Origin of the sequence: Microbacterium murale, from assembly GCF_030815955.1 — a bacterium.
GTDB classification, from domain to species: domain Bacteria; phylum Actinomycetota; class Actinomycetes; order Actinomycetales; family Microbacteriaceae; genus Microbacterium; species Microbacterium murale_A.
In genome coordinates this window covers 2,655,854-2,678,481 of the sequence record NZ_JAUSXK010000001.1, presented here as the reverse complement: position 1 = coordinate 2,678,481, position 22,628 = coordinate 2,655,854, and the positions used below count along the sequence as shown (strand labels likewise).

The 22,628-nt window shown below is 66.6% G+C and carries 23 protein-coding genes and 1 pseudogene; 7 read left to right on the top strand and 17 right to left on the bottom strand.

The genetic code is table 11. The features are described 5' to 3' along the window. Positions 1-12 precede the first annotated feature (12 nt). From QFZ46_RS13105 to QFZ46_RS13065, 9 genes are all read right to left on the bottom strand, one after another. Entirely contained in the window at positions 13-768 is a 756-nt protein-coding gene (locus QFZ46_RS13105) for an amino acid ABC transporter ATP-binding protein (RefSeq protein ID WP_307362180.1), read from the bottom strand. Continuing rightward, positions 765-1,550 (bottom strand): amino acid ABC transporter permease, encoded by a 786-nt coding sequence (locus tag QFZ46_RS13100; RefSeq protein ID WP_307362178.1) that lies wholly within the window; start codon positions 1,548-1,550, stop codon positions 765-767. The genes QFZ46_RS13105 and QFZ46_RS13100 overlap by 4 nt, the downstream gene beginning before the upstream one ends. Positions 1,551-1,575: 25 nt before the next feature. Then, positions 1,576-2,394, bottom strand: a complete 819-nt coding sequence (locus tag QFZ46_RS13095; protein WP_307362175.1) for an ABC transporter substrate-binding protein — start codon at positions 2,392-2,394, stop codon at positions 1,576-1,578. Between the two features lie 115 nt (positions 2,395-2,509). Then, positions 2,510-2,812 carry a Dabb family protein gene (locus QFZ46_RS13090; protein WP_307362172.1) on the bottom strand — a complete coding sequence of 101 codons (303 nt, stop codon included), beginning with the start codon at positions 2,810-2,812 and terminating at the stop codon, positions 2,510-2,512. Next, the gene (locus QFZ46_RS13085; protein WP_307362170.1) at positions 2,809-3,066 is read right to left on the bottom strand and encodes a glutaredoxin family protein; all 258 of its coding nucleotides are present in this window, start codon (positions 3,064-3,066) and stop codon (positions 2,809-2,811) included. The genes QFZ46_RS13090 and QFZ46_RS13085 overlap by 4 nt, the downstream gene beginning before the upstream one ends. After that, entirely contained in the window at positions 3,063-3,365 is a 303-nt protein-coding gene (locus QFZ46_RS13080) for a rhodanese-like domain-containing protein (protein ID WP_307362166.1), read from the bottom strand. The genes QFZ46_RS13085 and QFZ46_RS13080 overlap by 4 nt, the downstream gene beginning before the upstream one ends. 115 nt (positions 3,366-3,480) lie before the next feature. Next, on the bottom strand, positions 3,481-3,579 hold the full coding sequence (locus QFZ46_RS13075) for a 30S ribosomal protein bS22 (protein ID WP_003792170.1): 99 nt from the start codon (positions 3,577-3,579) through the stop codon (positions 3,481-3,483). A gap of 127 nt (positions 3,580-3,706) precedes the next feature. Beyond that, complete coding sequence (locus QFZ46_RS13070; protein ID WP_033105127.1) at positions 3,707-3,898, bottom strand: helix-turn-helix domain-containing protein; 192 nt, start codon at positions 3,896-3,898, stop codon at positions 3,707-3,709. Between the two features lie 115 nt (positions 3,899-4,013). After that, positions 4,014-4,946: a TetR/AcrR family transcriptional regulator gene (locus tag QFZ46_RS13065; RefSeq protein ID WP_307362163.1), complete on the bottom strand. Its 933-nt coding sequence runs from the start codon at positions 4,944-4,946 to the stop codon at positions 4,014-4,016. A gap of 101 nt (positions 4,947-5,047) precedes the next feature. On the opposite strand from QFZ46_RS13065, the gene QFZ46_RS13060 reads away from it, so the two are divergent. Continuing rightward, the gene (locus tag QFZ46_RS13060; RefSeq protein WP_307362160.1) at positions 5,048-5,938 is read left to right on the top strand and encodes an ATP-binding cassette domain-containing protein; all 891 of its coding nucleotides are present in this window, start codon (positions 5,048-5,050) and stop codon (positions 5,936-5,938) included. Beyond that, positions 5,935-6,750: an ABC transporter permease gene (locus tag QFZ46_RS13055; protein ID WP_307362159.1), complete on the top strand. Its 816-nt coding sequence runs from the start codon at positions 5,935-5,937 to the stop codon at positions 6,748-6,750. Before QFZ46_RS13060 ends, QFZ46_RS13055 begins: the two co-directional genes overlap by 4 nt. Before the next feature lie 29 nt (positions 6,751-6,779). On the opposite strand, the gene QFZ46_RS13050 is transcribed toward QFZ46_RS13055, so the two are convergent. Continuing rightward, positions 6,780-7,196, bottom strand: coding sequence for an ArsR/SmtB family transcription factor (locus QFZ46_RS13050; RefSeq protein ID WP_307362158.1), 417 nt, complete (start codon positions 7,194-7,196; stop codon positions 6,780-6,782). Positions 7,197-7,293: 97 nt separating this feature from the next. On the opposite strand from QFZ46_RS13050, the gene QFZ46_RS13045 reads away from it, so the two are divergent. Further along, positions 7,294-8,724, top strand: a complete 1,431-nt coding sequence (locus tag QFZ46_RS13045) for a TrkH family potassium uptake protein (protein ID WP_307362157.1) — start codon at positions 7,294-7,296, stop codon at positions 8,722-8,724. Further along, positions 8,717-9,388 carry a potassium channel family protein gene (locus tag QFZ46_RS13040; RefSeq protein WP_188437730.1) on the top strand — a complete coding sequence of 224 codons (672 nt, stop codon included), beginning with the start codon at positions 8,717-8,719 and terminating at the stop codon, positions 9,386-9,388. The genes QFZ46_RS13045 and QFZ46_RS13040 overlap by 8 nt, the downstream gene beginning before the upstream one ends. 31 nt (positions 9,389-9,419) lie before the next feature. On the opposite strand, the gene proC is transcribed toward QFZ46_RS13040, so the two are convergent. Beyond that, complete coding sequence (proC, locus tag QFZ46_RS13035; protein ID WP_307362152.1) at positions 9,420-10,259, bottom strand: pyrroline-5-carboxylate reductase; 840 nt, start codon at positions 10,257-10,259, stop codon at positions 9,420-9,422. A gap of 78 nt (positions 10,260-10,337) precedes the next feature. Here proC and QFZ46_RS13030 point away from each other — a divergent pair. Continuing rightward, positions 10,338-11,311: pseudogene (locus tag QFZ46_RS13030) on the top strand (cation diffusion facilitator family transporter). Positions 11,312-11,327: 16 nt separating this feature from the next. On the opposite strand, the gene tadA reads toward QFZ46_RS13030, so the two are convergent. After that, positions 11,328-11,783, bottom strand: coding sequence for a tRNA adenosine(34) deaminase TadA (tadA, locus tag QFZ46_RS13025; RefSeq protein WP_307362151.1), 456 nt, complete (start codon positions 11,781-11,783; stop codon positions 11,328-11,330). 109 nt (positions 11,784-11,892) lie between these two features. Here tadA and upp point away from each other — a divergent pair, with 109 nt between their 5' ends. Beyond that, positions 11,893-12,525 carry a uracil phosphoribosyltransferase gene (gene upp, locus QFZ46_RS13020; RefSeq protein ID WP_307362148.1) on the top strand — a complete coding sequence of 211 codons (633 nt, stop codon included), beginning with the start codon at positions 11,893-11,895 and terminating at the stop codon, positions 12,523-12,525. 15 nt (positions 12,526-12,540) lie between these two features. Here upp and QFZ46_RS13015 read toward each other — a convergent pair whose 3' ends face one another. The 3 genes from QFZ46_RS13015 to nadE all read right to left on the bottom strand — a co-directional run bounded on the left by QFZ46_RS13015 (position 12,541) and on the right by nadE (position 17,355). Next, positions 12,541-12,909 (bottom strand): VOC family protein, encoded by a 369-nt coding sequence (locus QFZ46_RS13015; RefSeq protein ID WP_307362145.1) that lies wholly within the window; start codon positions 12,907-12,909, stop codon positions 12,541-12,543. A 60-nt stretch (positions 12,910-12,969) separates the two neighbouring features. Beyond that, a complete protein-coding gene (locus tag QFZ46_RS13010; protein ID WP_307362143.1) occupies positions 12,970-16,449 on the bottom strand; it encodes a TM0106 family RecB-like putative nuclease in 3,480 nt (1,159 codons plus the stop codon). Positions 16,450-16,536: 87 nt separating this feature from the next. Beyond that, complete coding sequence (nadE, locus tag QFZ46_RS13005) at positions 16,537-17,355, bottom strand: ammonia-dependent NAD(+) synthetase (RefSeq protein WP_307362142.1); 819 nt, start codon at positions 17,353-17,355, stop codon at positions 16,537-16,539. A 101-nt stretch (positions 17,356-17,456) separates the two neighbouring features. Here nadE and QFZ46_RS13000 point away from each other — a divergent pair, with 101 nt between their 5' ends. Further along, positions 17,457-18,410, top strand: coding sequence for an aldo/keto reductase (locus QFZ46_RS13000; protein WP_307362140.1), 954 nt, complete (start codon positions 17,457-17,459; stop codon positions 18,408-18,410). 10 nt (positions 18,411-18,420) lie between these two features. On the opposite strand, the gene QFZ46_RS12995 is transcribed toward QFZ46_RS13000, so the two are convergent. Both QFZ46_RS12995 and QFZ46_RS12990 read right to left on the bottom strand, forming a co-directional pair. Beyond that, positions 18,421-21,450 (bottom strand): AAA family ATPase, encoded by a 3,030-nt coding sequence (locus tag QFZ46_RS12995; RefSeq protein ID WP_307362137.1) that lies wholly within the window; start codon positions 21,448-21,450, stop codon positions 18,421-18,423. After that, positions 21,450-22,604: an exonuclease SbcCD subunit D gene (locus QFZ46_RS12990; RefSeq protein ID WP_307362135.1), complete on the bottom strand. Its 1,155-nt coding sequence runs from the start codon at positions 22,602-22,604 to the stop codon at positions 21,450-21,452. The genes QFZ46_RS12995 and QFZ46_RS12990 overlap by 1 nt, the downstream gene beginning before the upstream one ends. Positions 22,605-22,628 lie beyond the last annotated feature (24 nt).

Genomic DNA, 22,628 nt, shown 5'->3' with positions numbered 1-22,628 from the left:
GCTTCCCCTCGACTACAGCACCCGCGAGAGGAAGTCCTGCGTGCGTGGATGCTGCGGGTTCGCGAGCACTTCGCGGGGGTCGCCCTCTTCGACGATCACGCCGCCGTCCATGAAGATCAGTCGCGAGCCGACTTCGCGCGCGAAGCCCATCTCGTGCGTGACGACGAGCATCGTCATCCCCTCGTCGGCGAGCGTGCGCATCACCTGCAGCACCTCACCGACCAGCTCGGGGTCGAGGGCAGAAGTCGGCTCATCGAAGAGCATCATGTCGGGGTTCATGCACAACGCCCTGGCGATGGCCACGCGCTGCTGCTGGCCGCCGGACAGGTGTCCTGGGTAGGCACCGGCCTTCTCGCTCAGGCCCACTCGCTCCAGCATCGCGTGCGCGACCTTGTCAGCTTCGGTCTTCGAGCGCTTCAGCACGCGGCGCTGCGCGATGGTGAGGTTCGCGAGCACATCGAGGTGCGGGAAGAGGTTGAAGCTCTGGAACACCATGCCGATGCGCGTACGCACGCGGTCGATGTCGATATCGGGGTCGGTGACGTCGATCCCCTCGATGAAGACGCTGCCCCCAGTGGGCTCCTCGAGCAGGTTTACCGAACGCAGCAGCGTCGACTTTCCCGAACCGGACGGTCCGATCACGCAGACCACTTCGCCGGGGGTGACCGTGAGGTCGATCCCCTTGAGGACTTCGTTGTCGCCGAAGCTCTTGACCAGACCACGAATCTCGATCGCGGGGGCATGGGTGTCGATCAGGTCGGTGCTCATCGCTGCTTCGCCATCTTTCGCTCGAGCCATGCGACCGCCCGCGTGAGCGGAATGGTCACCACCAGATAAAGCAGGGCCGCCATGATCAGCGGCGTGGAGTTCGCGTCGACAGACTGCGCATCACGGGCGAAGGTGGTGAGCTCCTTCGTCGCCAGGGTCGATCCGACGACGAACAGCAGCGAGGTGTCCTTCAGCAGGAGCACGAACTCATTCGTCATCGGAGGGATGATGATGCGGAACCCCTGCGGGAGCACCACCCAGAACATGGTCTTCATCGGAGACATACCGAGCGACCGCGAAGCCTCGGTCTGCCCCTTGGGCACGGCCTGGATGCCGGAACGAACGACCTCCGCGATGTACGCGGATGACACCAGGATGAGGCCGAGGAGTCCCGAGACGATCGGGCCGCCCGGCATCTTGAACCCCAGGCCGATAGGAAGGCCGTACGCGATGATGAACAACGTCAGGATCGCAGGCATGCCGCGGAACAGCTCGATCCATGCCGTGGCGAACCACCGGTACGGTCCGACGCTCGACAGCTTCATGACGGCGAACAGCACCCCGAGGATCGCACCGCCGACGAACGCGATCAGCGTGAACAGCACCGTATTGCGCAACGCGATGACGATGATGTTGGGGAACTGCTTTATCGCGACCTCTACGTTGAAGAAGACCGAGCCGATCTTCACCCAGTCAGTGGCCAGCACCACCCACACGACGACGGCGATGAAGATCGCGTACATCGTGACCCGATAGAGCCTGGTGCGGGTCGTGCGCCTCATCGCCATCGTCTGCAGCCGGCTCGGCTTACTCGGCCGCGAAGTAGGAGTCGTAGATCGTCTGGTAGGTGCCGTCGTCGCGCAGTTCCTGCAGCGCGGTGTTGATCGCTTCGATCAGCGCGTCGCGCTCGCCCTTCGCGAAGGCCCACCCATAGGACTCATCAGTGTCGTACTCTTCGACGATCTTGTAGGCCGAGTCCGCCTTCTCGTGCTCGATGTTCACCGGCTGGTCCTGCAGGATCGCATCGATGTTGCCTGCCTGAAGTGCCGGCCAGAGTTCACCGTCAGAGGGGAACGTGATGATCTCGGCGCCGTCGGCGTTCTCATTCGCGTACGCCTCGCCCGTCGTGCCCTGCTGAACACCGACGGTGACGCCGTCGAGATCGTCGATGGACTTGATGCCGGAGTCCGTACGCACGAGCAGCGACTGCAGCGAGTCGTAGTAGGGGTCGGAGAAGTCGAGGTTCGCCTCGCGCTCTTCGGTGATGGTCATCGCCGACGCGCCGATATCGCACTGGTCGGCCGCGAGAGTGGTCCCGGACTGCAGTGCATCGAAGCCGACATCCTGCACCGCGAGCTTGAGATCGAGCTTCTCTGCGACGGCGCTGAGCAGATCGATGTCGAAGCCTGAGTATCCGGTCTCCGTGCTGGGATCCTCGAACTCGAAGGGCGCGTAGGGGATGTCGGAGCAGACCGTGAGCGTACCCGCTTCGATCAGACCGTAGTCATCGCCGGCGGGGGCTTCGTCGCCACCCGCATCGTTTCCGCCGCTGGCGCAGCCGGAGAGAGCGAGGACGGCGGTCGCGGCGAGCGCGATGCTGAAGGTGAGATTACGACGACGGGGCATGACCGCTCCAGGATGACTGGGGCGAGAACGCCCACGGACGGGTATGCAGATCATCTAAACACGGCGCGACACAATGGCCCCGATCAGGAACATTACGTTTGCGTTTCGAGTCCGCTCAGACTTCGAAGTCGACGGCGACCCGCGAGGCGACGACGGACCGGATATACACCGCGGCCTCCTCATGAGCGGGGTGGATCACATACTGCTCCAGAGCCTCGATCGAATCGAAGTCGGCGATCAGCGTCACATCCCAATTGGCCTCCGGGTACACGGAGTTGGCGCCTGCTGAGATCGAGCGCAGCTGGGGCACGACGCCGTCCAGGGCGTTCAGGCGACGCGCGACTTCTGCAGCCTGCTCCTCGCGTTCGACAGCATCCTCGCTCGCGAGCTTCCAGGTGACCACGTGCCGAATCGTCATGATTCCTCCAGCCTCTGGCGCAGCCGGTCGGGTGATACCCGCCAGTGCGCGTGCAGTTCATCGTCGATGAGCACGACGGGGATCTTCTCCCACCACAGTTCGTACAGGGCGGGGTCGTCTTCTATCGAGCGCTCGACGATCTCGATGCCGTCCCCGATCTCGTCCGGCAGATCGGCGACGACCGTCTCGACGATCGCGAGCGCGGTGGGGCACAGATGGCACCCCGCCTTGCCGATGACCGTGATGGTCGTCACGCCGAGGGCACCTCGACCGGGTGGCCGGCGGCGATCCATTCGCCTGTGCCACCCTCGACGTTCGTGGCATCGTGACCCTGCGCTTCCAACGCCTGCACCACCCGTGCCGAGCGGCCGCCTGCCTGGCAGATGACGTCGAACGCCTCAGTGGGGAGCTCTTCGAGCCGGTTCCCCAGTTCAGACATCGGGATGTTGACGGCGCCGGGCACATGTCCCCCGGCGAACTCATCCTTCTCGCGAACATCGATGAGCGGCGTGCTCTCGCGGGATGCAAGATCTGCGATGGTGATCGACTTCATGAACTCTCCCCTGGTGCGGAATCTCGAGGTGTTATTGAGCTCGAGGCCTGGAGCGGAACTCGGGCCCACAGACACAAAGCGCCCGTCCGAAGACAGGCGCTCGTGTCTAGGCCGCTTACTTCTTGTTGCGGCGCTGGTGGCGAGTCTTGCGAAGCAGCTTGCGATGCTTCTTCTTCGCCATGCGCTTGCGGCGCTTCTTGATGACAGAACCCACGGAAACCTCACTAAGTCAGTGGCTGGGCGTCGCACTAAGGCGGACGCCCGGGTACGGGCATGGAAAAAATGCCTCGGATCAGTCTAGCAAACCAGCGGGCACTCGCTGATCACCGAGGCGAACGGGGTCAACCGACGTCAGCGATGGGTCGCTGCAGCGCATCGGTCACTGCCGATTCGGGCACGCGGTAACTGCGCCCGAAGCGAATGGCGGGCAGCTCTCCCGCGTGCACGAGGCGATAGACGGTCATCTTCGACACGCGCATGATCTCGGCGACTTCGGCAACCGTAAGGAACCGGACGTCTGGAACTTCGGGCATCCCCTGTACCCCTTTCTGCTGAGCACACTCTATGGCGAACGTGCGACGAGTGTAAACCCGTGTGGCCAATGTGAACTGTGGGGTCACTGTGCATCCTCGATGCGCGCAGGAACCTTCAGTCGCGTTTCCGAGCCCTGCCGACGCGCTCGTGAGCGTCTCGCAGCGCGACGCGCTCGATCTTCCGAGCATCCCGGAGGGCCTTCTCCGCTGCACGGACCTCCTTGCGCGCTTCCCTGAGCTTCTTGTCCCCAGCGACCTCGGCGGGCTCGACCCCGATCCACTCGACGTCGGAGACGTGCGCCTCGCCGCGATCCAACCCGGCGATGTAGGCCTCGACGCCGTCGAAGATCCGCTCCATCGCGAACCGGAACGGGTCGTCTTCCGCCGTGAACACTCCCGCATCGATCGCGTGGCGCAGCGCCGGGTACTCGTCGGCCGAGATGACCCGATCGAAGAGCGCAGCCTCTTGCGCCGAGACCTCTGCCGCAGTCAGCCCGCTCGAACGCGACTGCTCGGTGTAGCCGGCCGATACCAGGCCGTACCAGCGGGCCTCCCCTGTCACGGAGAGCGCGACGGCTACGCGTTCCGCGTCGGTCAGAGGCGTCTCGCCGAGGGAGGCCAACCCCGCATCGAGCCACGCCGAGCTGTTCGGCGTGATCGGCGACCCTGAGATCGGAAGCGACAGCATCCAGGGGTGGCTGAGGTAGACGACCACCTGGGCCTCGAACAGGGTGCGCAGCTTCGCCCGCCAACCATCCTCGACGCGGTACTCGTCCGGGGGCAGCCCCGTCGCCTGTTCCTGCATGAGCAGAAGGAGATCATCCTTCGCCGTGACGTAGCGGTACAGCGACATCGGCGTGAATCCGAGCTTGGCCGCCACAGCAGCCATCGACACCGCGCCGATTCCCTCAGCATCCGCCAGCTCCACAGCGGCGTCGACGATCTTCTCGACGCTCATCTCGCGCTTGGGGCCGCGCTGCGGGTTCGCCGCCACGCCCCATGCGAGCGCAATTCCTCGCGGCAGTTCAGGTGGTTCGACGTCGCTCATGTCGCCATCCTACTTCTGTTTATTAAATAAACAGTGTGTTATGGTCATACGCAGTAGTATCTCACGTACACAGTTTTCGCCTTACACAGAAAGGATCACTCATGACGACAGCAGCAATCGAAGTGCGTGGCCTGCGCAAGAGCTTCGGGAAGCAGGCAGTGCTCGAGGACCTCGACATCACCGTCGCGGCCGGCGAGGTTTTCGCTCTCCTCGGCCCGAACGGCGCAGGCAAGACGACGATCATCAACATCCTCACCACACTCGTGCACGCCGACGCCGGAACAGCCACCGTCAGCGGCTTCGATGTGGCGACCCACCCGGTGCAGGTGCAGCGACGGATCAGCCTCACCGGACAGTCCGCCGCGGTCGACGATGCCCTGAACGCGACCGAGAACGTCGTGATGTTCGCCAGATTGGCGGGACTCGGACGCTCGGCGGCGCGCCGTCGGGCATCCGAACTCATCGCGCAGTTCGGCCTGGCGGATGCCGCTTCCCGGTTGGTCCGCACATTCTCCGGAGGCATGCGGCGTCGTCTCGATCTGGCGTTGAGTTTCGTCGTCACCCCGGAGGTACTCTTCCTCGACGAGCCGACCACCGGTCTCGACACCCGCAGCCGCCGAGATCTCTGGGACATGATCCGCACGCTCGCGAACGCGGGGACCACGGTGTTCCTCACGACGCAGTATCTCGAGGAGGCGGACCAATTGGCCGATCGCATCGCCGTCCTGCACGACGGACGCATCGCCGCACTCGGTACAGCCGCCGAGCTGAAAGCACGCGTCGGAGGTGACACCGTCGAGCTCCATGACGAACGCGGCGATCTGCTCCGAGAGATTCCCACAGACGGGACCGTCACCGATCTGCGGCGCGCGCTGGACGCATTGGACGAGCAAGGGGCGGATGGCGTCGTGACGCTGCGGCGCCCGACGCTCGACGATGTCTTCCTCGCCCTCACCTCGACCGACTCACGCCCCGTGAAGGAGAACGCATGACCACCGCACTCGCCGCCGTCGCGGCATCCGCTCCTCCGTCCGTGCGACCGCGTCTGCGTGGATTCACGGCGGAGGCCGTGTTCGTCGAACGGAGCCTCCGTCAATCGATGCGCGACGGCGAATCGCTGCTCATGGCGGTCATGCTTCCCGTGATGCTCATGCTGATGTTCACCTGGGTCTTCGGCGGGGCCATCGACCCCAGCGGCGCATACGTCGACTACGTCGTTCCGGGAATCATCCTCACCTGCGCGGGCTTCGGTGCCTCGTCGACCGCCGTGTACGTCGCCAACGACATGCGCACCGGGATCATCGACCGGTTCCGCACGATGCCCCTTCGCGCGGGCGCCATCCTCACCGGACACGTCGTCGCCAGCCTGATGCGCAATCTCGTCGCCACCGGGATCGTCATCGGCGTCGGGGTGCTCCTCGGATTCCGCCCTACTGCGAATCTCGCCGAGTGGATCGCGATGGCCGCGGTGATCGCGCTCTACATCCTGGCGATCACGTATCTCTTCGCCGCGATCGGCCTCGCCGCCGGCTCACCTGAAGGGGCGAACGGCTACGGCTTCATCCTGCTGTTCCTGCCGTACCTCTCCAGCGCGTTCGTGCCGATCGCGAGCATGCCCGGCTGGCTGCAACCCGTGGCCGCGAACCTGCCGATCACGCCGATAGTGGAGACGATCCGCGGTCTGCTGATGGGTACACCGCTCCAGGCGGAACCGTGCTGGGCGATCGGCTGGTGCCTCGTCATCCTCGCCCTCGCCGCCATGTGGGGCGCGTGGTTGTTCCGGCGCAAGGCCGGACGTCGGTGAAGCCGCGCTGACCGGGGATAGCCCCGGGTTCAGGCGCCCAGCCGCTTGATCGCCGTGGCGACCACGTGCTTCGCGGATGCCGCGGCGCGGCCGAACACCTCGGCCGCGTGCGCGGCTCCGTCGGGCAGGGGCGCGAACGACAGGTCGATGTCGGGCGCGTCGTCGCCGAACGCGTCGACCAGGAACGGCACGAGCCAGTCGTCCACGACTTCGAGCGGCTCCACCTCGATGCTGTACAGCCGGCGCTGACCGTCTTCGCGAACGCTGACAAGCTCGGACTCGCGCAGCACCTTCAAGTGCTTCGAGACCGTCGGCTGACTGATGCCGAGCTCGCTGACTATCTGCGAGACGCTGGTGCCGGCATCCCCGTCTGCCGCTCGTCGCAGGAGGAGCTGGAGGATGTCTCGCCTCGTGCCGTCTGCGATCACGTCGAAGATGTCGGTCATGAGATCAGGGTAGTCGTCCCACGCGCGGAGTACCATGACGAAGGCTCGCCGGAATGTCGCCGGCGGGAGATCATGGAACGGAATCAGGAGGACGTCGATGTCGAGCATCGGGTCATCGGCATCCCCCCGCACGCGCGCCCGCGATTTCTGGCGTTTCGCACGCCACCTCATCTCCTCATCGCCCTCGCGCTTCGCGATCCTCATCTTCTCGGCGCTGATCATCCTCTTCACCGCTTTGCTGGCACTGCCGATCGCTTCGGCGAGCGGCACCGTGACACCGATCAGCGACGCTCTCTTCACCGCGGTCTCCACGATCTGCGTCACGGGCCTCGCGACAGTCGACATGGCGGCGCACTGGTCACCATTCGGGCATGTGGTCATCTTCCTCGGAGTGAACATCGGCGGCATGGGCGTGCTGACCCTGGCCTCCGTGCTCGGACTCGTCATCTCGAAGAAGCTCGGCTTGCGCGCCAAGCTGCTCGCCGCAGGAGACAGCAACCCGCTGCGTGCGCACGGCGGTGTGGTGAATGAGGGGCAGACCGTGAGGCTCGGCGAGGTCGGGCAGCTGCTGAAGACCGTCGCGCTGTCCCTGCTGCTCATCGAGCTCATCGTCGCCCTGCTGCTGTACCCGGGGCTCCTGATGGCCGGTATCCCCCCGCTCGCGGCCCTGTGGGAAGCCCCGTATTACGCGGCCATGTCCTTCACGAACACCGGATTCGCCCCGAACGCGAACGGGGTGGCCGAGTTCGCCGATGACTACTTCGTGCTGACGGTCCTCATGATCAGCGTGTTCCTCGGCAGCATCGGATTTCCGGTGATCTACACCCTCGCCAAGCATTATTGGCATGTGAAGCGGTGGTCGCTGCACAGCAAGCTCACGCTCATCACCACCGCGATCCTGTTCGTCCTCGGCGCTGCGGTGTTCCTCATCCTCGAGTACAACAACCCGCTGACCTTCGGATCGATGGATGCCGGCGATACAACCTTCCAGGCGTTCTTCCTCTCCGCCATGACGCGCTCAGGCGGATTCAGCGTCATCGAGATCTCCGATCTCAACGGCTCCTCGATGCTCGCCGCGTCCATGCTGATGTTCGTCGGTGGCGGATCGGCGTCCACCGCAGGCGGCATCAAGGTCACGACCCTCGCCGTGCTCGCCATCGCCGTATGGTCAGAGGCCAGAGGTCGGCAGTCCGTGGAGGCGTTCGGACGTCGCATTCCCAGCGACGTGCAACGTGTCGCGCTCTCGGTCGTCGCCTGGGGCGCGACGATCGTCGCACTGTCGACGATCGTCATCGCGCAGATCACCAAGGCGCCCATCAGCGACGTGCTCTTCGACGTCATCTCGGCATTCGGCACTGTCGGTCTCTCCTCCGGCCTCACTGCCGAGCTGCCCGATTCGGCGGTGTACGTGATGGCGGCCACCATCTTCATGGGGCGAATTGGTACAGTGACTCTCGCCGCGGCGGTCGCCGCGACATCGCGTTCGCAGCTCTACTCGCTGCCCGTGGAAAGGCCGATCGTTGGTTGAAGTCCTCCGGGGCGACGCCCCCGTACTCGTGATCGGGCTCGGTCGCTTCGGCGCCGCATGCGCAGGAGAGCTCGACCGACTCGATCGCGAAGTGCTCGCGATGGACGAGAACCTCGAGCTCGTGCAGAAGTGGTCGGATCGCGTCACGCACACAGTGCAGGGCGACGCCCGCAACATCGATGCGCTCAAGCAGATCGGCGCGCAGGATTTCCAGGTCGCCGTCGTCGCTGTCGGCTCGCTCATCGAAGCATCCGTGCTGATCACGGCCAACCTGGTCGATCTGAAGGTGCCGCAGATCTGGGCGAAGGCCGTCTCTCAGTCGCACGGCAAGATCCTCGCCCGCGTCGGCGCGAACCACGTCATCTACCCGGAGCGCGAGGCCGGCGAGCGTGTCGCCCACCTCGTGAGCGGACGGATGCTGGACTTCATCCGCTTCGACGACGACTTCGTGCTGGCCAAGATGTACCCGCCGAAGTTCATCCGCGGCGTGGGACTGAACGAGTCCGGTGTGCGGTCGAAGTACAAGGTCACGGTCGTCGGAGTGAAGAGCCCAGGCAAACCGTTCCGCTACGCCGAGGCGAACACCGTCGTGACCAACCACGACCTCATCATCGTGTCCGGCACCAACAGTGACATCGAGCGGTTCGCCAGCCTCGACCGCTGACCTGTCGGCCGTTCCGTCGGCTGACGGGCACTCACGCTCCGGCGGCGAGCTCCCTCGAGCGTGCCAGCGCCGCATCCGTCGCCTCGGTGAAGACGTTGTCGAGGTGCGCATCCTGCAACACGGCGATCGCGCGCTCGGTGGTGCCCTTCGGACTCGTCACCCTACGACGCAGTTCGGCGGGGTTCTCACCGGACGCATCGAGCAGCGCCGTCGCGCCGATGAAGGTCTGCTCGGCCATCAGACGCGCGTCCGCCTCGTCGAATCCCTTGCCGATCGCGGCCTTGGTCAGCTCCTCGATCAGGAGGAAGACGTACGCGGGACCGGAACCCGAGATCGTCCCGAGCGCATCGATCATGTCTTCTGGTACCTCGACCACGGAGCCGACGAGCTCGAAAAGGCGACGGACCACCGCGACATCGTCGGCGGAGGCGGCTGCGCCGGCCGCGAGCCCGGTGACGGCCTTCCCCACCGTCGCCGGGGTGTTCGGCATGGCACGGATGACGCGGGCCTCCGCGCCCAGCCCTTCGGCGAATGTCGCGAGCGTGACGCCGGCGGCGACGCTGACAACGATGGCATCCGTCCGCAGATCGGGAGCGATTTCGCGGAGCAGATCCGGGACCATCGCCGGCTTCACGCCGACGATGATGATGCGGGCCGAAGCCGCAGCATCCTTGTTTCCCGCCGGCTGTTCCTCGAGCGCCACCGAGGTGACGCCTTCAAGCCCGACGAGAGCCGATGCCTTCTCTGCTGTGCGATTGGTGGCCGTGATGCCGCCCTCGACATCGATACCTGAGGCGATGACGCCCTGAAGGATCGCGCCTCCCATAGAACCGGCACCGAGGAACGCGAGGGACGGGAGTGAATCAGCCATGTCGCCATCCTATTCGCGGCATCCGACAGCGCCGAGGGCGCTCATCCGTATCGCGGACGACGGAACTAGAATCGCGACATGAGTGCATCCGGTGGCAGCAAGGCGATCGTCGCGGCGTTCCTGGCGAACCTGGGGATCGCGATCGCGAAGTTCGTGGCGTGGGCCCTGTCGGGTTCCGCATCGATGCTCGCTGAGGCCATCCACTCCGTCGCGGATTCCGGCAACCAGCTGCTGCTCATGCTCGGCGGGCGCAAGGCCAAGCGCTCCGCTGACCGAGAGCATCCGTTCGGATACGGGCGTGAACGCTACGTCTATGCATTCGTCGTGTCGATCATCCTCTTCTCCGTCGGTGGCCTGTTCGCGATCTATGAAGGCATCGACAAGCTGACCCACCCGCACGCGCTCGACCCGGTGTGGTGGTGGCTCCCGCTCGTGGTGCTGGTCATCGCGATCGGTCTGGAGTCGTTCTCGCTGCGTACTGCAGTCAAGGAGAGCAACCTCGTGCGGACGAAGGGTCAGTCGTGGGTGTCATTCGTGCGCCGCGCGAAGGCCCCAGAGCTCCCGGTCGTGCTGCTGGAAGACATCGGCGCGCTGACGGGTCTCACCTTCGCGCTGCTCGGCGTCGGCCTGACGATCATCACCGGCAACAGCGTGTTCGATGCGATCGGAACGCTCGCGATCGGCATACTCCTCGTACTGATCGCCGTGATCCTCGGCATCGAGACGAAGAGAGCCTGCTCGTCGGCGAAGGCGCGAACCAGGCCGATCTCGACCTGATCATGGATGCCATCACCTCCGGTCCCGACGTGGAGAAGCTCATCCACCTGAAGACGCTCTACCTCGGACCCGACGAGCTGCTCGTCGCGGCGAAGATCGCGCTGACGTCGGACAAGACCGTGCGCGAGGCTGCCGCCGACATCGACGAGATCGAGAAGCGGATTCGGGATGCCGTGCCCATCGCCCGTGCGATCTACATCGAGCCCGACATCTACCGCCCGGCGATCGACCCGACGCCGCCGACGGATGTGTTCGTGCTGAAGTCCTCGGACTGAGTGTCCGCGACCTGACTCAGCGGCGTCGTTCGAAGAAGTCGCGGAGCAGCACTGTCGCGGCGTCTTCCGCCACGCCGCCGATGACCTCGGCTCGGTAGGGCAGCCGCCGATCGCGCAGGACGTCGTACATCGAGCCCGCCGCTCCCGCCTTGTCGTCCCAGGCGCCGAAGACCACTCGACCGATCCGCGATTGCAGAATCGCCCCGGCGCACATCACGCATGGCTCGAGAGTGACGACCAGCGTGTGGCCCTCGAGATTCCAGGAACCGACGGTTGCCGCGGCCCGCCGCAGCGCGACGATCTCCGCGTGCCCGGTGGGGTCATGCGTCTGCTCGCGGGTGTTGCGCCCCTCCGCGAGGACGTGCCCAGCGCTGTCGAGCACGACGGCACCGACGGGAACTTCGCCTGCGGCAGCCGCCTCCGCGGCGAGCGCGAGGGCGCGTCGCATCCCGTCATCGTCCGCCTCACGCATGATCTGAGCCTATTCCGGCATCGGCGACTTCGGTGCTACGACCTCATCCGCCACGCGCACCTGATCATCCACATCGTTCAGACGACGTTCAGCGCATTACTCTGTAGTCATGCGTGTTCACGTCGCCGACCACCCTCTCGTCACCCACAAGCTCTCGGTGCTGCGCGATGTGCGCACCCCGTCGCCGGTCTTCCGCCAACTGACGGAGGAGCTCGTGACGCTGCTCGCCTACGAGGCGACGCGCAATGTCAAGGTGACCCCCGTCGAGATCACGACACCGGTCACGACCACCATGGGTGTGAAGATCTCCGAGCCGCGCCCGATCGTCGTCCCGATCCTGCGCGCGGGGCTCGGCATGCTGGAAGGCATGGTCAAGCTCCTGCCCACGGCCGAGGTCGGATTCCTCGGCATGGTGCGCGATGAGACGACGTTCGAGCCGACGACTTACGCCGAGCGTCTGCCCGACGATCTCAGCGACCGTCAGTGCTTCGCGATCGACCCGATGCTCGCCACGGGCGGATCTCTCGGCGCGGCGATCGAGTTCCTCTTCAAGCGCGGCGCGCAGGATGTCACCGCCATCTGCCTCCTCGGCACGCCGGAGGGCGTCGAGGCGATCGAGAAGATGGTCGGCGACCGGGATGTGACGCTCGTGCTGGGCGCCCTTGATGAGCGACTGAACGAGAAGGGCTACATCGTTCCCGGCCTCGGCGACGCCGGCGACCGGTTGTACGGCACGGTCTGAGGCGGACGCTCTCCGTTACTGCGACGCCCACACCCCGAGCTCGTTTCCGCTGGGGTCGGAGAAGTGCAGTCGACGCCCGCCGGGGAAGGCGTACGCCTCCTGCACGATCGTGCCACCGGCGCTGACGATCCCGCTCGCGGTCGTGTCGAGGTCAGCCGAGTAGAGCAGCACGAATGGCCCTCCGTTCGGACGGGCCTGAAGCGCGAGCAGAAGACCACCGACCTCTTGGCCTTCATCAGTCGCCGAAACGATGCCGGCATACTCAGGGCCGTAGTCGACGAATCGCCAGCCGAAAGCATCTGCGTAGAACGCCTTGGCCGCGGCGAGGTCGGTGACGGTCAGCTCGACGTAATTGAGCGAGTGGTGAGTCGGTTCGGATGTCATGGCGACAACGTAACAGCAGGCGGGGACATCGCAGCCGGTCTGACTGGCCGCCTTCATCCACTACCCGGCGCCGACCAGGCGTGCGAAGGCGCTGAGCCGAGCGACGCCCTCGGGGGTGCGGGGCAGGTCATCGAGCAGCGCAGGCGAGTACACCAGGTATGCCGCCACTTGGGCCCGCGAGATCGCGACATTGAGGCGGTTCTGCAGCAGCAGGAACTCGGGTCCGCGCGGGGCATCCCGCCCGCTGGAAGCAGCGAGCGTCGTGATCGATACGACTGATTCCTTGCCCTGGAAGTTGTCGACCGTGCCGACTGGTACTCCGGCGAGTCCCGCGGCGGCAAGGGCATCGATCACGAGCTGCTTCTGCGCGTTGTAAGGCGCGACGACGATGAAGTCCGACTCTGTCAGAGGCCGAGGAGATGCGCCCGGTTCGATGAGCTCGCGGCCGAGCAGATCGCGCACGATCCGCACGACCTCAGCCGCCTCCTCCGGTGACTGCGTCGCATTGCGACGGTGACGCAGCGAGACGACGTGCAATCCGGGTTCGACACCCGCGACCGCTCGCTGATCGGTGCCGGGTGCTGAGGCCAGTTGGCCGGCATACGAAAGGCGTGAGACCGGTGCGGCGACGGCAGGATGCATCCGCCAGCTGCGGTCGAGGAAGTACCCGTACTCGGGGCTGATGACGGCATCGCCGTCCATGACCCAGCCGAGCGCCGATGTGTCCACCGGCTCCGGGTGTGCGCCCTGGCTCACCTGCGGCAGCTGCTGGGGGTCGCCGAGCAGCAGCAGGCTCTTCGCTCCCGCCGCGACGGCGATCGTGGAGGCGAGCGAGAACTGCCCGGCCTCGTCGATCACGAGCAGGTCGAGCCCCTGCCGTTCCACGCGGCCCGTGTTGCTGAAGTCCCACGCTGTGCCTCCGACGACGACACCCTGGCCGGAACGCTCGGCGAGGAACGCCGCCATCCCGCTCTTCGGAATCGCCGTGTACGCGGGGTCGCTGTCTTTGTCCTTCGGGGCCTTCGCGACCTGCCCTGGGGGCACGCCGTCCGCGACAACGCGCTCGAGCAGCGTCTCGATGATCGCGTGCGACTGCGCCACGACGCCGATGCGGAAACCGTGCTCGTTCACGAGCCGAGCGATGACCCGCGAACCTGTGTAGGTCTTGCCCGTGCCGGGAGGGCCCTGCACCGCGAGATAACTGCGGTCGAGGTCGAGCACGCCCTTCACGATCGCGCCGATCGTGCGTTCCCCCCATGCAGCACCGGCGCCTGCCGCGGGCAGCCCCCCTCGCGACCGAGTACGGGGTGGGATGCGGCGCAGGATGTCGGTCGCCGCATCTGCAGGAAAAGCCGGCGCCGCCTCGTGCACGGCATCAGCCCACTCATCGATCGCCCCTTGGAGCGACACGACGCGCGGCGGTGCTGCCGGGGTCAGCGCGAGCGGGAACTCGTCCCACGTCTGGCCGCCGACGGCGGTCTCGGTGATGACGTAGCCATCGTCGAGTACCTCGACCACCGTGACCGCGCGAGGTACGTGCACTGCGCGAGACGGCGCCTCGGCGTCGAAAGGTGCAGGGAACGGATACAGCGCGAACGGGTTGGCCCCCAGCCCCAGCGTGGTGCCCGGTGAGACCTCGCCTCGGATCTCGATGTCACGCGAGGAGACACGACGGCCCTCTTCGACACCCCAGTCGCGCCTGAGCGTGCTCTGCGCGGCGTCCACCTTCACGACGTCGCGCGTCTGATCCCACATCGACACCGGCTCGCGCAGTCGCTGGAAATGCGACACCCAGAAGCTCTTGGCCTCTCGCGGGTAGTAATCGATCGCCGCGGCCGCAACGCGGTGCACCTCGCCGTCGCCACCGGCCTCGACGTCGCGCTCGGCATCGGCGAGCAGTGCGACCGAGCGGTGCGAAGGCTCGTACACGAGCTCTTCGGCCTCGTCTGGCGGTGCAGGGCTCACGCCCTTCTCCTTGGCGATCTCGATCAGCCAATTGCGCAGTCGTCGGGTGGAGACGCAGTCGTAGCGGTTGTAGTCGGCGAGATCGTCGAGAACCGATTCTGCCTCGGCGCTCTCCCCTGCCTCCGCGAGAGCACGCGCGGCCACGTACTGCACGATCGAGTCATCGCCCTTCTGCACGTCGCTGGTGCGCACCTCTTCGCCCATGTACAGCGGTTCGAGCTTCTTGATCGAGTACGAGCGGGACCCGACCCGCACAGTGCGCAGCACGAGCGGGTACAGGTCGACGAACACGCCCTCGCGCAGCAGCCTGTCGACGTCGGACTCGCGGATGCCGTAGCGCGCGGCCATCGCGACGAGATGCGAGGTCTCGTACGGTGCGTAGTGGTAGATGTGCATGTCGGGATGGGCGGCGCGGCGGACGTCGACGAAGTCGAGGAACTGCCCGAGCGCGACCTTCTCGTCCGCGAACGTGTGGGCCCACAGGGGCGTGTACTGATCGTCGTTGTCGACCCAGCCGAACAGATAGTCGATCCCCCACTGTGCGTGGCCGTCGGCTGCATGCTCGGTGTAGAGCGGGTCGCCTTCGAAGTCGAAGAAGATGTCTCCCCGGCTCGGCCGGGGCAGCGTGTGGATGGCGCCGGGGTGGTAGACGTCGAATGTCGGCGCGTCGTCGGCGTCGGCACGCAACTGCAGTCGTGCCTGCGCGCGGAGCGACTCGAAGGTGTCGACGTTCATCCCGTCGGGGGCGGACGCCGCAGCTGCGAGGTCGTCGATCGTCTCGATGCCGGCGGCTCGCAGGCGGGCACGCTGCACAGGACGCATCCGCGCGACCATGAGCAGATCACGATGAGCATCCACCTGCTCGGTGCAGGTCGCGCAGCGTCCGCAGGCGACGATCTCGAGGTCGCCGCGGTCATCGCCCCACGCGAGCGGCTCCCCTGCGGCCCCGGTCTCGACCCGCCGGTCGGCGATCAGGGCTCGCAGGCGTGCGCGGCGCACGTGGAAAAGCGGCAGCAGGTCGTCGACGGCGTGAGTGCTGATGGTTCCGTCGCCCAGGATGAGATCCACCAGGTCGGAGCGCGGGATGCCGAGACCATCGAGCTGATCGACATATGCCGCCAGCTGCATGAGAGCGGTGACCCGCGCCGTTCGGGCGAGCTTGGAGTCCTGGACGCGCCAGGATCCGTCGTCTTCTCGCAGCAGGAAATCGGCGAAGCCGACGAACTCATCGGTCGAGAACGCCGCCTGGAACAGCACCTTCGCGTCGGACCGCAGAGCCGCGCCGGTCTCGGCGACAACGGCGGCGAGAGATGACGCGTCAGCGGACGACGCCTTGGCGACTTCGTGCACGGCATCCGCGCCGAAGCGCTCCCGGTATGCCTCGAGGACCTTCACCTCGTGCAGGTCACCGAGCTTCGCCGCACGCGCGAGCGTGGCATCCTCAGGCTCGACGACGGCGGGGACCCGACCCAGCTTCGCGTCGATCGCGCGAGACCACGCGAACTCGCACTCGGCGGCCGCCTTCAGATCGCTGGCACTGAAGATGACGCGCTGTGCCTGTGTGTCGATCCGCATGCTTCGAGCGTAGCCGGGGCGTCAGACAGCGCCTGCGAGACGGTAGGCGGCCCAGCGCCGAGCACTACCCGGGGAGGCAGACCGCTCTCAGCGCCACCAGTCGTCGTCCGGGCCTACCGGGAGGTGGCGCTTGTGCTGGCTGGCGAGGTACTTCCCCTCCAGGCGTGCGGCGGCCTCAGCATCCACCGGCTTGCCCTCGAGGTAGTCGTCGATCTGCTCGTACGTGAGACCGAGCTCGTCCTCGTCGGCGCGCCCTGGTTGGTCGTCGAGCAGGTCGGCGGTGGGAACCTTCATCCAGAGCCTCTCCGGAGCGTCGAGCGTGCGCAGCAGCGCCTTGCCCTGACGCTTGGTGAGTCCGGAAAGCGGGAGGATGTCGGCGGCTCCGTCGCCGAACTTCGTGAAGAAGCCCGTGATCGCCTCGGCGGCGTGGTCGGTGCCGATGACGAGACGGCCGTCGTGCCCGGCGAGCGCATACTGGGTGACCATGCGGATGCGGGCCTTGATGTTGCCGCGGTTGAAGTCGGAGATATCGGCGCCTGCGGCCTGCTCGATGTCCTTCTCGACGCCGTCGACGCCGTTCTGGATGTTCACCTCGACCATGCGATCCGGTGCGATGAAGGCGAGTGCGGCCGTCGCGTCGTCCGCATCGTGCTGCACCTTGTACGGCAGCCGCACGGCGATGAAGGTCGCCTCGCCACCGTCGGAGCGCACGCGCTCGACCGCGAGCTGCGCGAGTCGACCGGCGAGCGTCGAGTCCTGCCCGCCCGAGATTCCGAGCACGTAGCCCTTCGCGCCGGCTGTGATCAGATAGTCGACGAGGAACTGCACGCGTCGTTCGATCTCGGCGGCTGGGTCGATCTCTGCGTGGACTCCGAGTGTCTGAGCGATCTCCTGCTGAAGCGTCATGCGTCCAGTATCCCCCTTGACTGTTACGTCGTTGTGACACGGATGGAATATGTCCGGCGCGCATCGACTTGACTGGGTAAGACGACAGAAAGCGGGCAACAATGACTCTTCTCGGCAACAGCGATCTCGAGGTGCTCCCCCTCGCTCTCGGCGGCAATGTGTTCGGCTGGACCGCCGACCGCGATGCGTCGTTCGAGATCCTCGATGCGTTCACCGCCGGAGGTGGGGACTTCATCGACACCGCCGACGGATACAGCGCCTGGGTCCCTGGCAACCGCGGTGGCGAGAGCGAGACGATCATCGGCGAGTGGATCGCCTCGCGCAAGCCGACCGGACTCACGATCGCGACGAAGGTCAGCTCCCACCCTGAGTTCAAGGGTCTGTCTGCGAAGAACATCCGCGCGGCGGCAGAGGCATCCCTCAAGCGGCTCGGCGTCGAGACGATCGACCTGTACTACGCGCACTTCGATGACGCGGAGACGCCGCTCGAGGAGACGGTCGACGCGTTCGGGCAGCTGGTCACCGACGGGCTGGTGCGCCACACTGCGGTCTCGAACTACTCCCCTGACAGGATCCGCTCCTGGATCTCACTCGCGCAGGATGCCGGCACGGCCCTCCCGGTGGCCGTGCAGCCGCACTACAGCCTCGTGCATCGCAACGACGTCGAGGAGGGCCTCATCCCCGTCGCTGAGGAGTTCGGGCTGAGCCTCGTGCCGTACTACGCGCTGGCGAGCGGCTTCCTCACCGGGAAGTACCGTTCGACGGATGCCTCCGCAGTGGTATCAGCCAGGGCCGGTGGCGCCGCGAAGTACGCAACACCGCACGGACTCGCGATCATCGATGAGCTGGAGCGAATCGCCGCAGTGCATGGAGCATCGATCACATCGGTGTCGCTTGCCTGGCTGCGCTCGCAGCCGACCGTCGCCGCGCCCATCGCGAGCGCGTCGCGGGTTGAGCAGGTGGCTGATCTGCTCGCCAGCGCGACGTTGGAATTGTCGGCGGAAGATTTGCGTGCGCTCGACGACGTCTCGGCGTGGAGCCCGGCGAACGCCTGAATCTCCCCGCTCAGGTGCGGATGCGGCTCGGGCCGTTCTCGGTCTGCTCGACCACGAGCTGCGCCGGGATCTGCTCCTGCATCGACTCGACGTGGCTGATGATACCGACGGTTCGTCCGCCGGAGCGCAGCTCGTCGAGCGTGCGCATCGCGATGTCGAGGGTGTCGGCGTCGAGCGATCCGAACCCTTCGTCGATGAAGAGGGTGTCGAGTTGGATGCCGCCGGCCCGCGCCGTCACCACTTCGGCGAGGCCGAGTGCGAGTGCCAGCGAGCTGAGGAACGTCTCCCCGCCTGACAGCGACTGCGCCGGCCTGGTCTGGCCGGTGAAGGCGTCGAAGACGACGATGCCGAGACCGGATGCCGCGCCCCGGGCCGCGAGCGCATCGGAGTGCTGCAACTGGTATCGACCTGTTGACATATCGCTGAGACGACGGTTCGCGGCGTGGACGATCTCTTCGAGCTCAGCGGCGAGCACGAACGTCTCGAGAGTCATCTTGTGGGTGTTGCCGGCACGGCCGGCGATCGTGTCGGCGAGCCCCCGGATGATCTCGTACTCTGCCTGCTGATCGGCGCTGCGCGCATGCTCGGATGCTGCGGACTCGATGAGTCCGGCCAACCGCTCGGCCGTGCTCTGCGCGCGATTCGCGATGTCGACAGCCGCCTTCCACGCCGCACGGGCTTCAGCTGCTGACTGCTCAGCCGGCGTCAGGTCGATGGCGTCTTCGGGAAGCGTGCGCAACTCGAGCTCGAGAAGCGTGGCGCGCTCCTTCGCCCGCTGCACGGAGTGCGCCGTGATGCGTTCGTCGAGCGCGGCTTGCTCTGCCGACGAGCGCAGCGCCTGCTGCACGGCGGTGGCATCGTCGAAGTCCGACGCGGCGAGGGCGGAACGCTGCTCCGCCGTCGCTTCGTTGAGCGCGGCTGCACGTCGGGCGTGCTCAGCGAGCGCACTCGCGAGTGCCAGCGCCGCCGCGATCTGCGCCGCCATGGAAGCCAATCGCTCCGCGACGGTCTCGAATGATCCGCGGGCATCGGAGATAGCCGCCTGGACGTCGCTGCTGCGCTGCTGGATCAGTGCGAGCGCTTCGCGTGCGGCGGCGAGGGCGGCCTCAGATTCGGTGCGCTCCTTGTCGAGTTGCGCGGTGCGCGCGTTCGCCGCTGAAAGCTGAGATTCGAGGGCGGCGAGCGCGTCGGCGGCCGCGACAGCTTCGGCGTGAGCGGCTGCTGTCGCGGCGACCTCGGCCTCGGCGGCCTCTGTCGAGCTCTCCTCCGCCCTGGCTCTCGCTGCGGCGAGCGCGGTGCGCACCGCGGCGACGAGTTCGCCGGCTTCATGTTCTGCCAGGGCCGCGGCATCCCTGACCGCCTCGGCGGCCTCGACGTCGTCTGCCGAAACCGCGTCGGTGTGCGATGCGGGCGCGGGGTGCGACGTCGATCCGCAGACCGCGCACGGTTCGCCGTCGATGAGCGCCGTCGCGAGTTCACCCGCAATGCCGTCGAGACGCCGCTTGCGCAGCACGGCGAGCTCGTTCTGCGCAGCGGCCAGCACTGTGGTGGCATCGGAGAGCCGGCGGTCTGCGGTGTCGAGTTCTCCTCGGAGCCGATCGCCCTCGACCGCGGCATCCCGCTTCGCCTTCGCCGCGTGGTGCGCACGCGCGAATTCGTCGGCACGATCAGCGTTGCGCCGGGTGTCATCGCGCTGCGCGGTCAGTTCGGCGATCAGGGCGGGCAGCGCCGCACGCTCCGTCTCTCCGACGTCTACGCGCTCGGATGCCGCGACCACCTGCGTCTGCGCTGCGGCGAGTTCGGCGGCCAGGGCCGGAGCCGCGGCCTCCTGTTCGGCGGCGCGTGCCCAGGCACCGCTCTCCCGCGTGCGCTCGGCAGCCCACGCCTCCAGCGCGGCGACGCTCCCTGACACGTCGGCACCCGATGCGACAGCATCAACAGCAAGGTCGGCAGCGGTGGCGAGCCACGCCGAACGTGCCGTCTCCTCTGCGACAGCAGCGTTCGCGAGCGCCTCTTCCGCTCTTGACGTGGCGGTGATCGTGGTTCGCAGTGCCTCAGCGGCACGCGCGCGCGCAAGTGCGCGTCGCGCCTCGACGATCTGCGCTTCCTCTGCGTCAAGAGCGTCGAGCGCTGCACGTGCGCGGTCGCGCTCCTGCTGGGCCTTCTGCTCTTCGCGTGCGGCGACCAGCGCGGCATCCACCGCAGCGAGCGTCTTCTCGGCGTCTTCCTGCTCCGCCACTCGACGCTCGGCCTGGTACTCAGCGCGTCTGAGGGCCAGACGCAGTGCCTCCAGTCGCGCGTCGATCGTGCCTGCTCCGGGCTCCGGCGATGCGGATTCCTCGTCGGCGGCGCGGTCACCCCACAGCGCCGCCGACGTGGCGACGCGCTCCGCTTCTTCGACCCGCGCCGTCACCGTCGCGAGACGACCCGCGAGCGCGTTCTCGGTGGCGCGGCGACGATCGTCGAATCGTGACTGCACATCGTCGAATCGCTCGGTGCCGAACAACCGTCGCAGGAGCGCCTGCCGTTCCTTGCTGTCGGCGAGCAGGAACCGCGCGAAGCGGTTCTGCGCGAGCAGGATCACCTGCAGGAACTGCTCTTTACTCAATTGGAGGATCTCATCGAGTTCGTTGCCGACATCGACCGCACGCGCCGCGCGGCCGATCCAGGCGTCGTCGATCCACTCGTCGAGTGAGACCGCAGAGGCCTGTTTCGTGAGCCCACCGCCCCGCTTCGCCGGACGCTGGTACTCCGGCGAACGGGTCACGCGGAAGCGGCCGGCCGTGGTGCTGAACTCGACGACGACCTCGCTGAGATCTTCAGGAGCGCAGTAGTCGCTGCGAAGCCGCTTGTCACCGCTCTCGTACCGTGGCACTCCGCCGTACAAGCCGAAGCACACCGCATCCAGAATGCTCGATTTTCCGGCTCCGGTACGACCGGCGATCAGAAAGATCCCGTCATCTGCGAAGCCATCGAAATCGACGACCTGGCGATCGAGGAACGGTCCGAAGCCCTCGATCTCGAGACGGTGGAGGCGCACTAGACGAAGGCCTCAGCGGCCACGCGCTCGTCGAGCACTTCGCGGATGAGTTCACTCTCGCGCGCACTCGCCCCTTGCCCCGCGCGCACGTGCTCGAGGAACGCGTCGATGCGCTCGATGTCGGTGACCGCAGACTTCAGGCGCTCGGCATAAGAGTGCTCTGCGCGCTCGGCGCCACCGATCGGAGTGTGCTGCACCATCGCGCAGTGCGGGAAGCTCTCTTTCAGCCGACGCATCGGCTCGGTCTGCGGAAGCACGTCGGTGTAGATCGCGCACACCCAGTCGTCGGCGTGCGCCTCGACGTTCGCAGCCGAGAGGATCTCGTCGAGCGTGCCGGTCAGAGTGACGAGCCGGCGCGGGACAGGCAGCGCCAGCCATTCCACGCAGGCGAGACCGGACGCATCGAGATCGATCAGCCAGGAGCCGCGCTCTTTGTGCTGCTCGCCGAAGCTGTAGTGCAGCGGTGCCCCGGCGTAGCGGACTCGGTCGCTGAGCTGCTGCCGCCCGTGGATGTGTCCCAGCGCCACGTAGTCAGGACCGTCGAACACGGCGAGCGGCACGACGTCGAGCCCTCCTTGACGCACCTCGCGCTCAAGTCCGGCCGTCGCATCGACGCCCGCCGCGAAGCAGTGGGCGATCGCGACCGAACGGCCACCGTGCGCGGTCATTCCGGCACGGACGAGGTCCATCGCGTGCGCCATGGTCTGCGCCTGCGTGCGTAGACCAGCGTCTGGCCAGTGCTGGCGCACGAGCGCAGGCTCAAGATACGGGATGCCGTAGAAATGCACCGGGCCATCCGAGTCGTCGATCGTGACCGGGGTGCCGACCGCACGGGGATCGGTGACCACGTGGATGCCGTCGCGCAGCAATCTCGCCTGGAACCCCAGCCGTGCGGCGGAATCATGATTGCCGCTCGTGACGATGACCTTGGCGCCCGTGTCATGCAGGGCGGCGAGCGTGTCGCCGAGCAGCGTGTACGCGGGCCCGGCGGGAGTCGCGGAGTCGAAAACGTCACCCGCAACGATCACGACATCCACCGCGTCGTCCCGAACCTGCTGCACAAGCGCGCCCAGCACCTCGGCCAGCGCATCCATGGTCGAGGTGCCATGGAAGGTGCGGCCGATATGCCAGTCGGAGGTGTGCAGGATTCGCATATTCATACCGTACGGAGGGCCCCA

Coding starts and splice junctions, on each gene's coding strand:
- QFZ46_RS13105 (WP_307362180.1), bottom strand. CDS start 768: ATGAGCACCGACCTGATCGACACCCATGCCCCCGCGATCGAGATTCGT.
- QFZ46_RS13100 (WP_307362178.1), bottom strand. CDS start 1,550: ATGAGGCGCACGACCCGCACCAGGCTCTATCGGGTCACGATGTACGCG.
- QFZ46_RS13095 (WP_307362175.1), bottom strand. CDS start 2,394: ATGCCCCGTCGTCGTAATCTCACCTTCAGCATCGCGCTCGCCGCGACC.
- QFZ46_RS13090 (WP_307362172.1), bottom strand. CDS start 2,812: ATGACGATTCGGCACGTGGTCACCTGGAAGCTCGCGAGCGAGGATGCT.
- QFZ46_RS13080 (WP_307362166.1), bottom strand. CDS start 3,365: ATGAAGTCGATCACCATCGCAGATCTTGCATCCCGCGAGAGCACGCCG.
- QFZ46_RS13070 (WP_033105127.1), bottom strand. CDS start 3,898: ATGCCCGAAGTTCCAGACGTCCGGTTCCTTACGGTTGCCGAAGTCGCC.
- QFZ46_RS13065 (WP_307362163.1), bottom strand. CDS start 4,946: ATGAGCGACGTCGAACCACCTGAACTGCCGCGAGGAATTGCGCTCGCA.
- QFZ46_RS13060 (WP_307362160.1), top strand. CDS start 5,048: ATGACGACAGCAGCAATCGAAGTGCGTGGCCTGCGCAAGAGCTTCGGG.
- QFZ46_RS13055 (WP_307362159.1), top strand. CDS start 5,935: ATGACCACCGCACTCGCCGCCGTCGCGGCATCCGCTCCTCCGTCCGTG.
- QFZ46_RS13050 (WP_307362158.1), bottom strand. CDS start 7,196: ATGACCGACATCTTCGACGTGATCGCAGACGGCACGAGGCGAGACATC.
- QFZ46_RS13045 (WP_307362157.1), top strand. CDS start 7,294: ATGTCGAGCATCGGGTCATCGGCATCCCCCCGCACGCGCGCCCGCGAT.
- proC (WP_307362152.1), bottom strand. CDS start 10,259: ATGGCTGATTCACTCCCGTCCCTCGCGTTCCTCGGTGCCGGTTCTATG.
- tadA (WP_307362151.1), bottom strand. CDS start 11,783: ATGCGTGAGGCGGACGATGACGGGATGCGACGCGCCCTCGCGCTCGCC.
- upp (WP_307362148.1), top strand. CDS start 11,893: ATGCGTGTTCACGTCGCCGACCACCCTCTCGTCACCCACAAGCTCTCG.
- QFZ46_RS13015 (WP_307362145.1), bottom strand. CDS start 12,909: ATGACATCCGAACCGACTCACCACTCGCTCAATTACGTCGAGCTGACC.
- QFZ46_RS13010 (WP_307362143.1), bottom strand. CDS start 16,449: ATGCGGATCGACACACAGGCACAGCGCGTCATCTTCAGTGCCAGCGAT.
- nadE (WP_307362142.1), bottom strand. CDS start 17,355: ATGACGCTTCAGCAGGAGATCGCTCAGACACTCGGAGTCCACGCAGAG.
- QFZ46_RS13000 (WP_307362140.1), top strand. CDS start 17,457: ATGACTCTTCTCGGCAACAGCGATCTCGAGGTGCTCCCCCTCGCTCTC.
- QFZ46_RS12990 (WP_307362135.1), bottom strand. CDS start 22,604: ATGCGAATCCTGCACACCTCCGACTGGCATATCGGCCGCACCTTCCAT.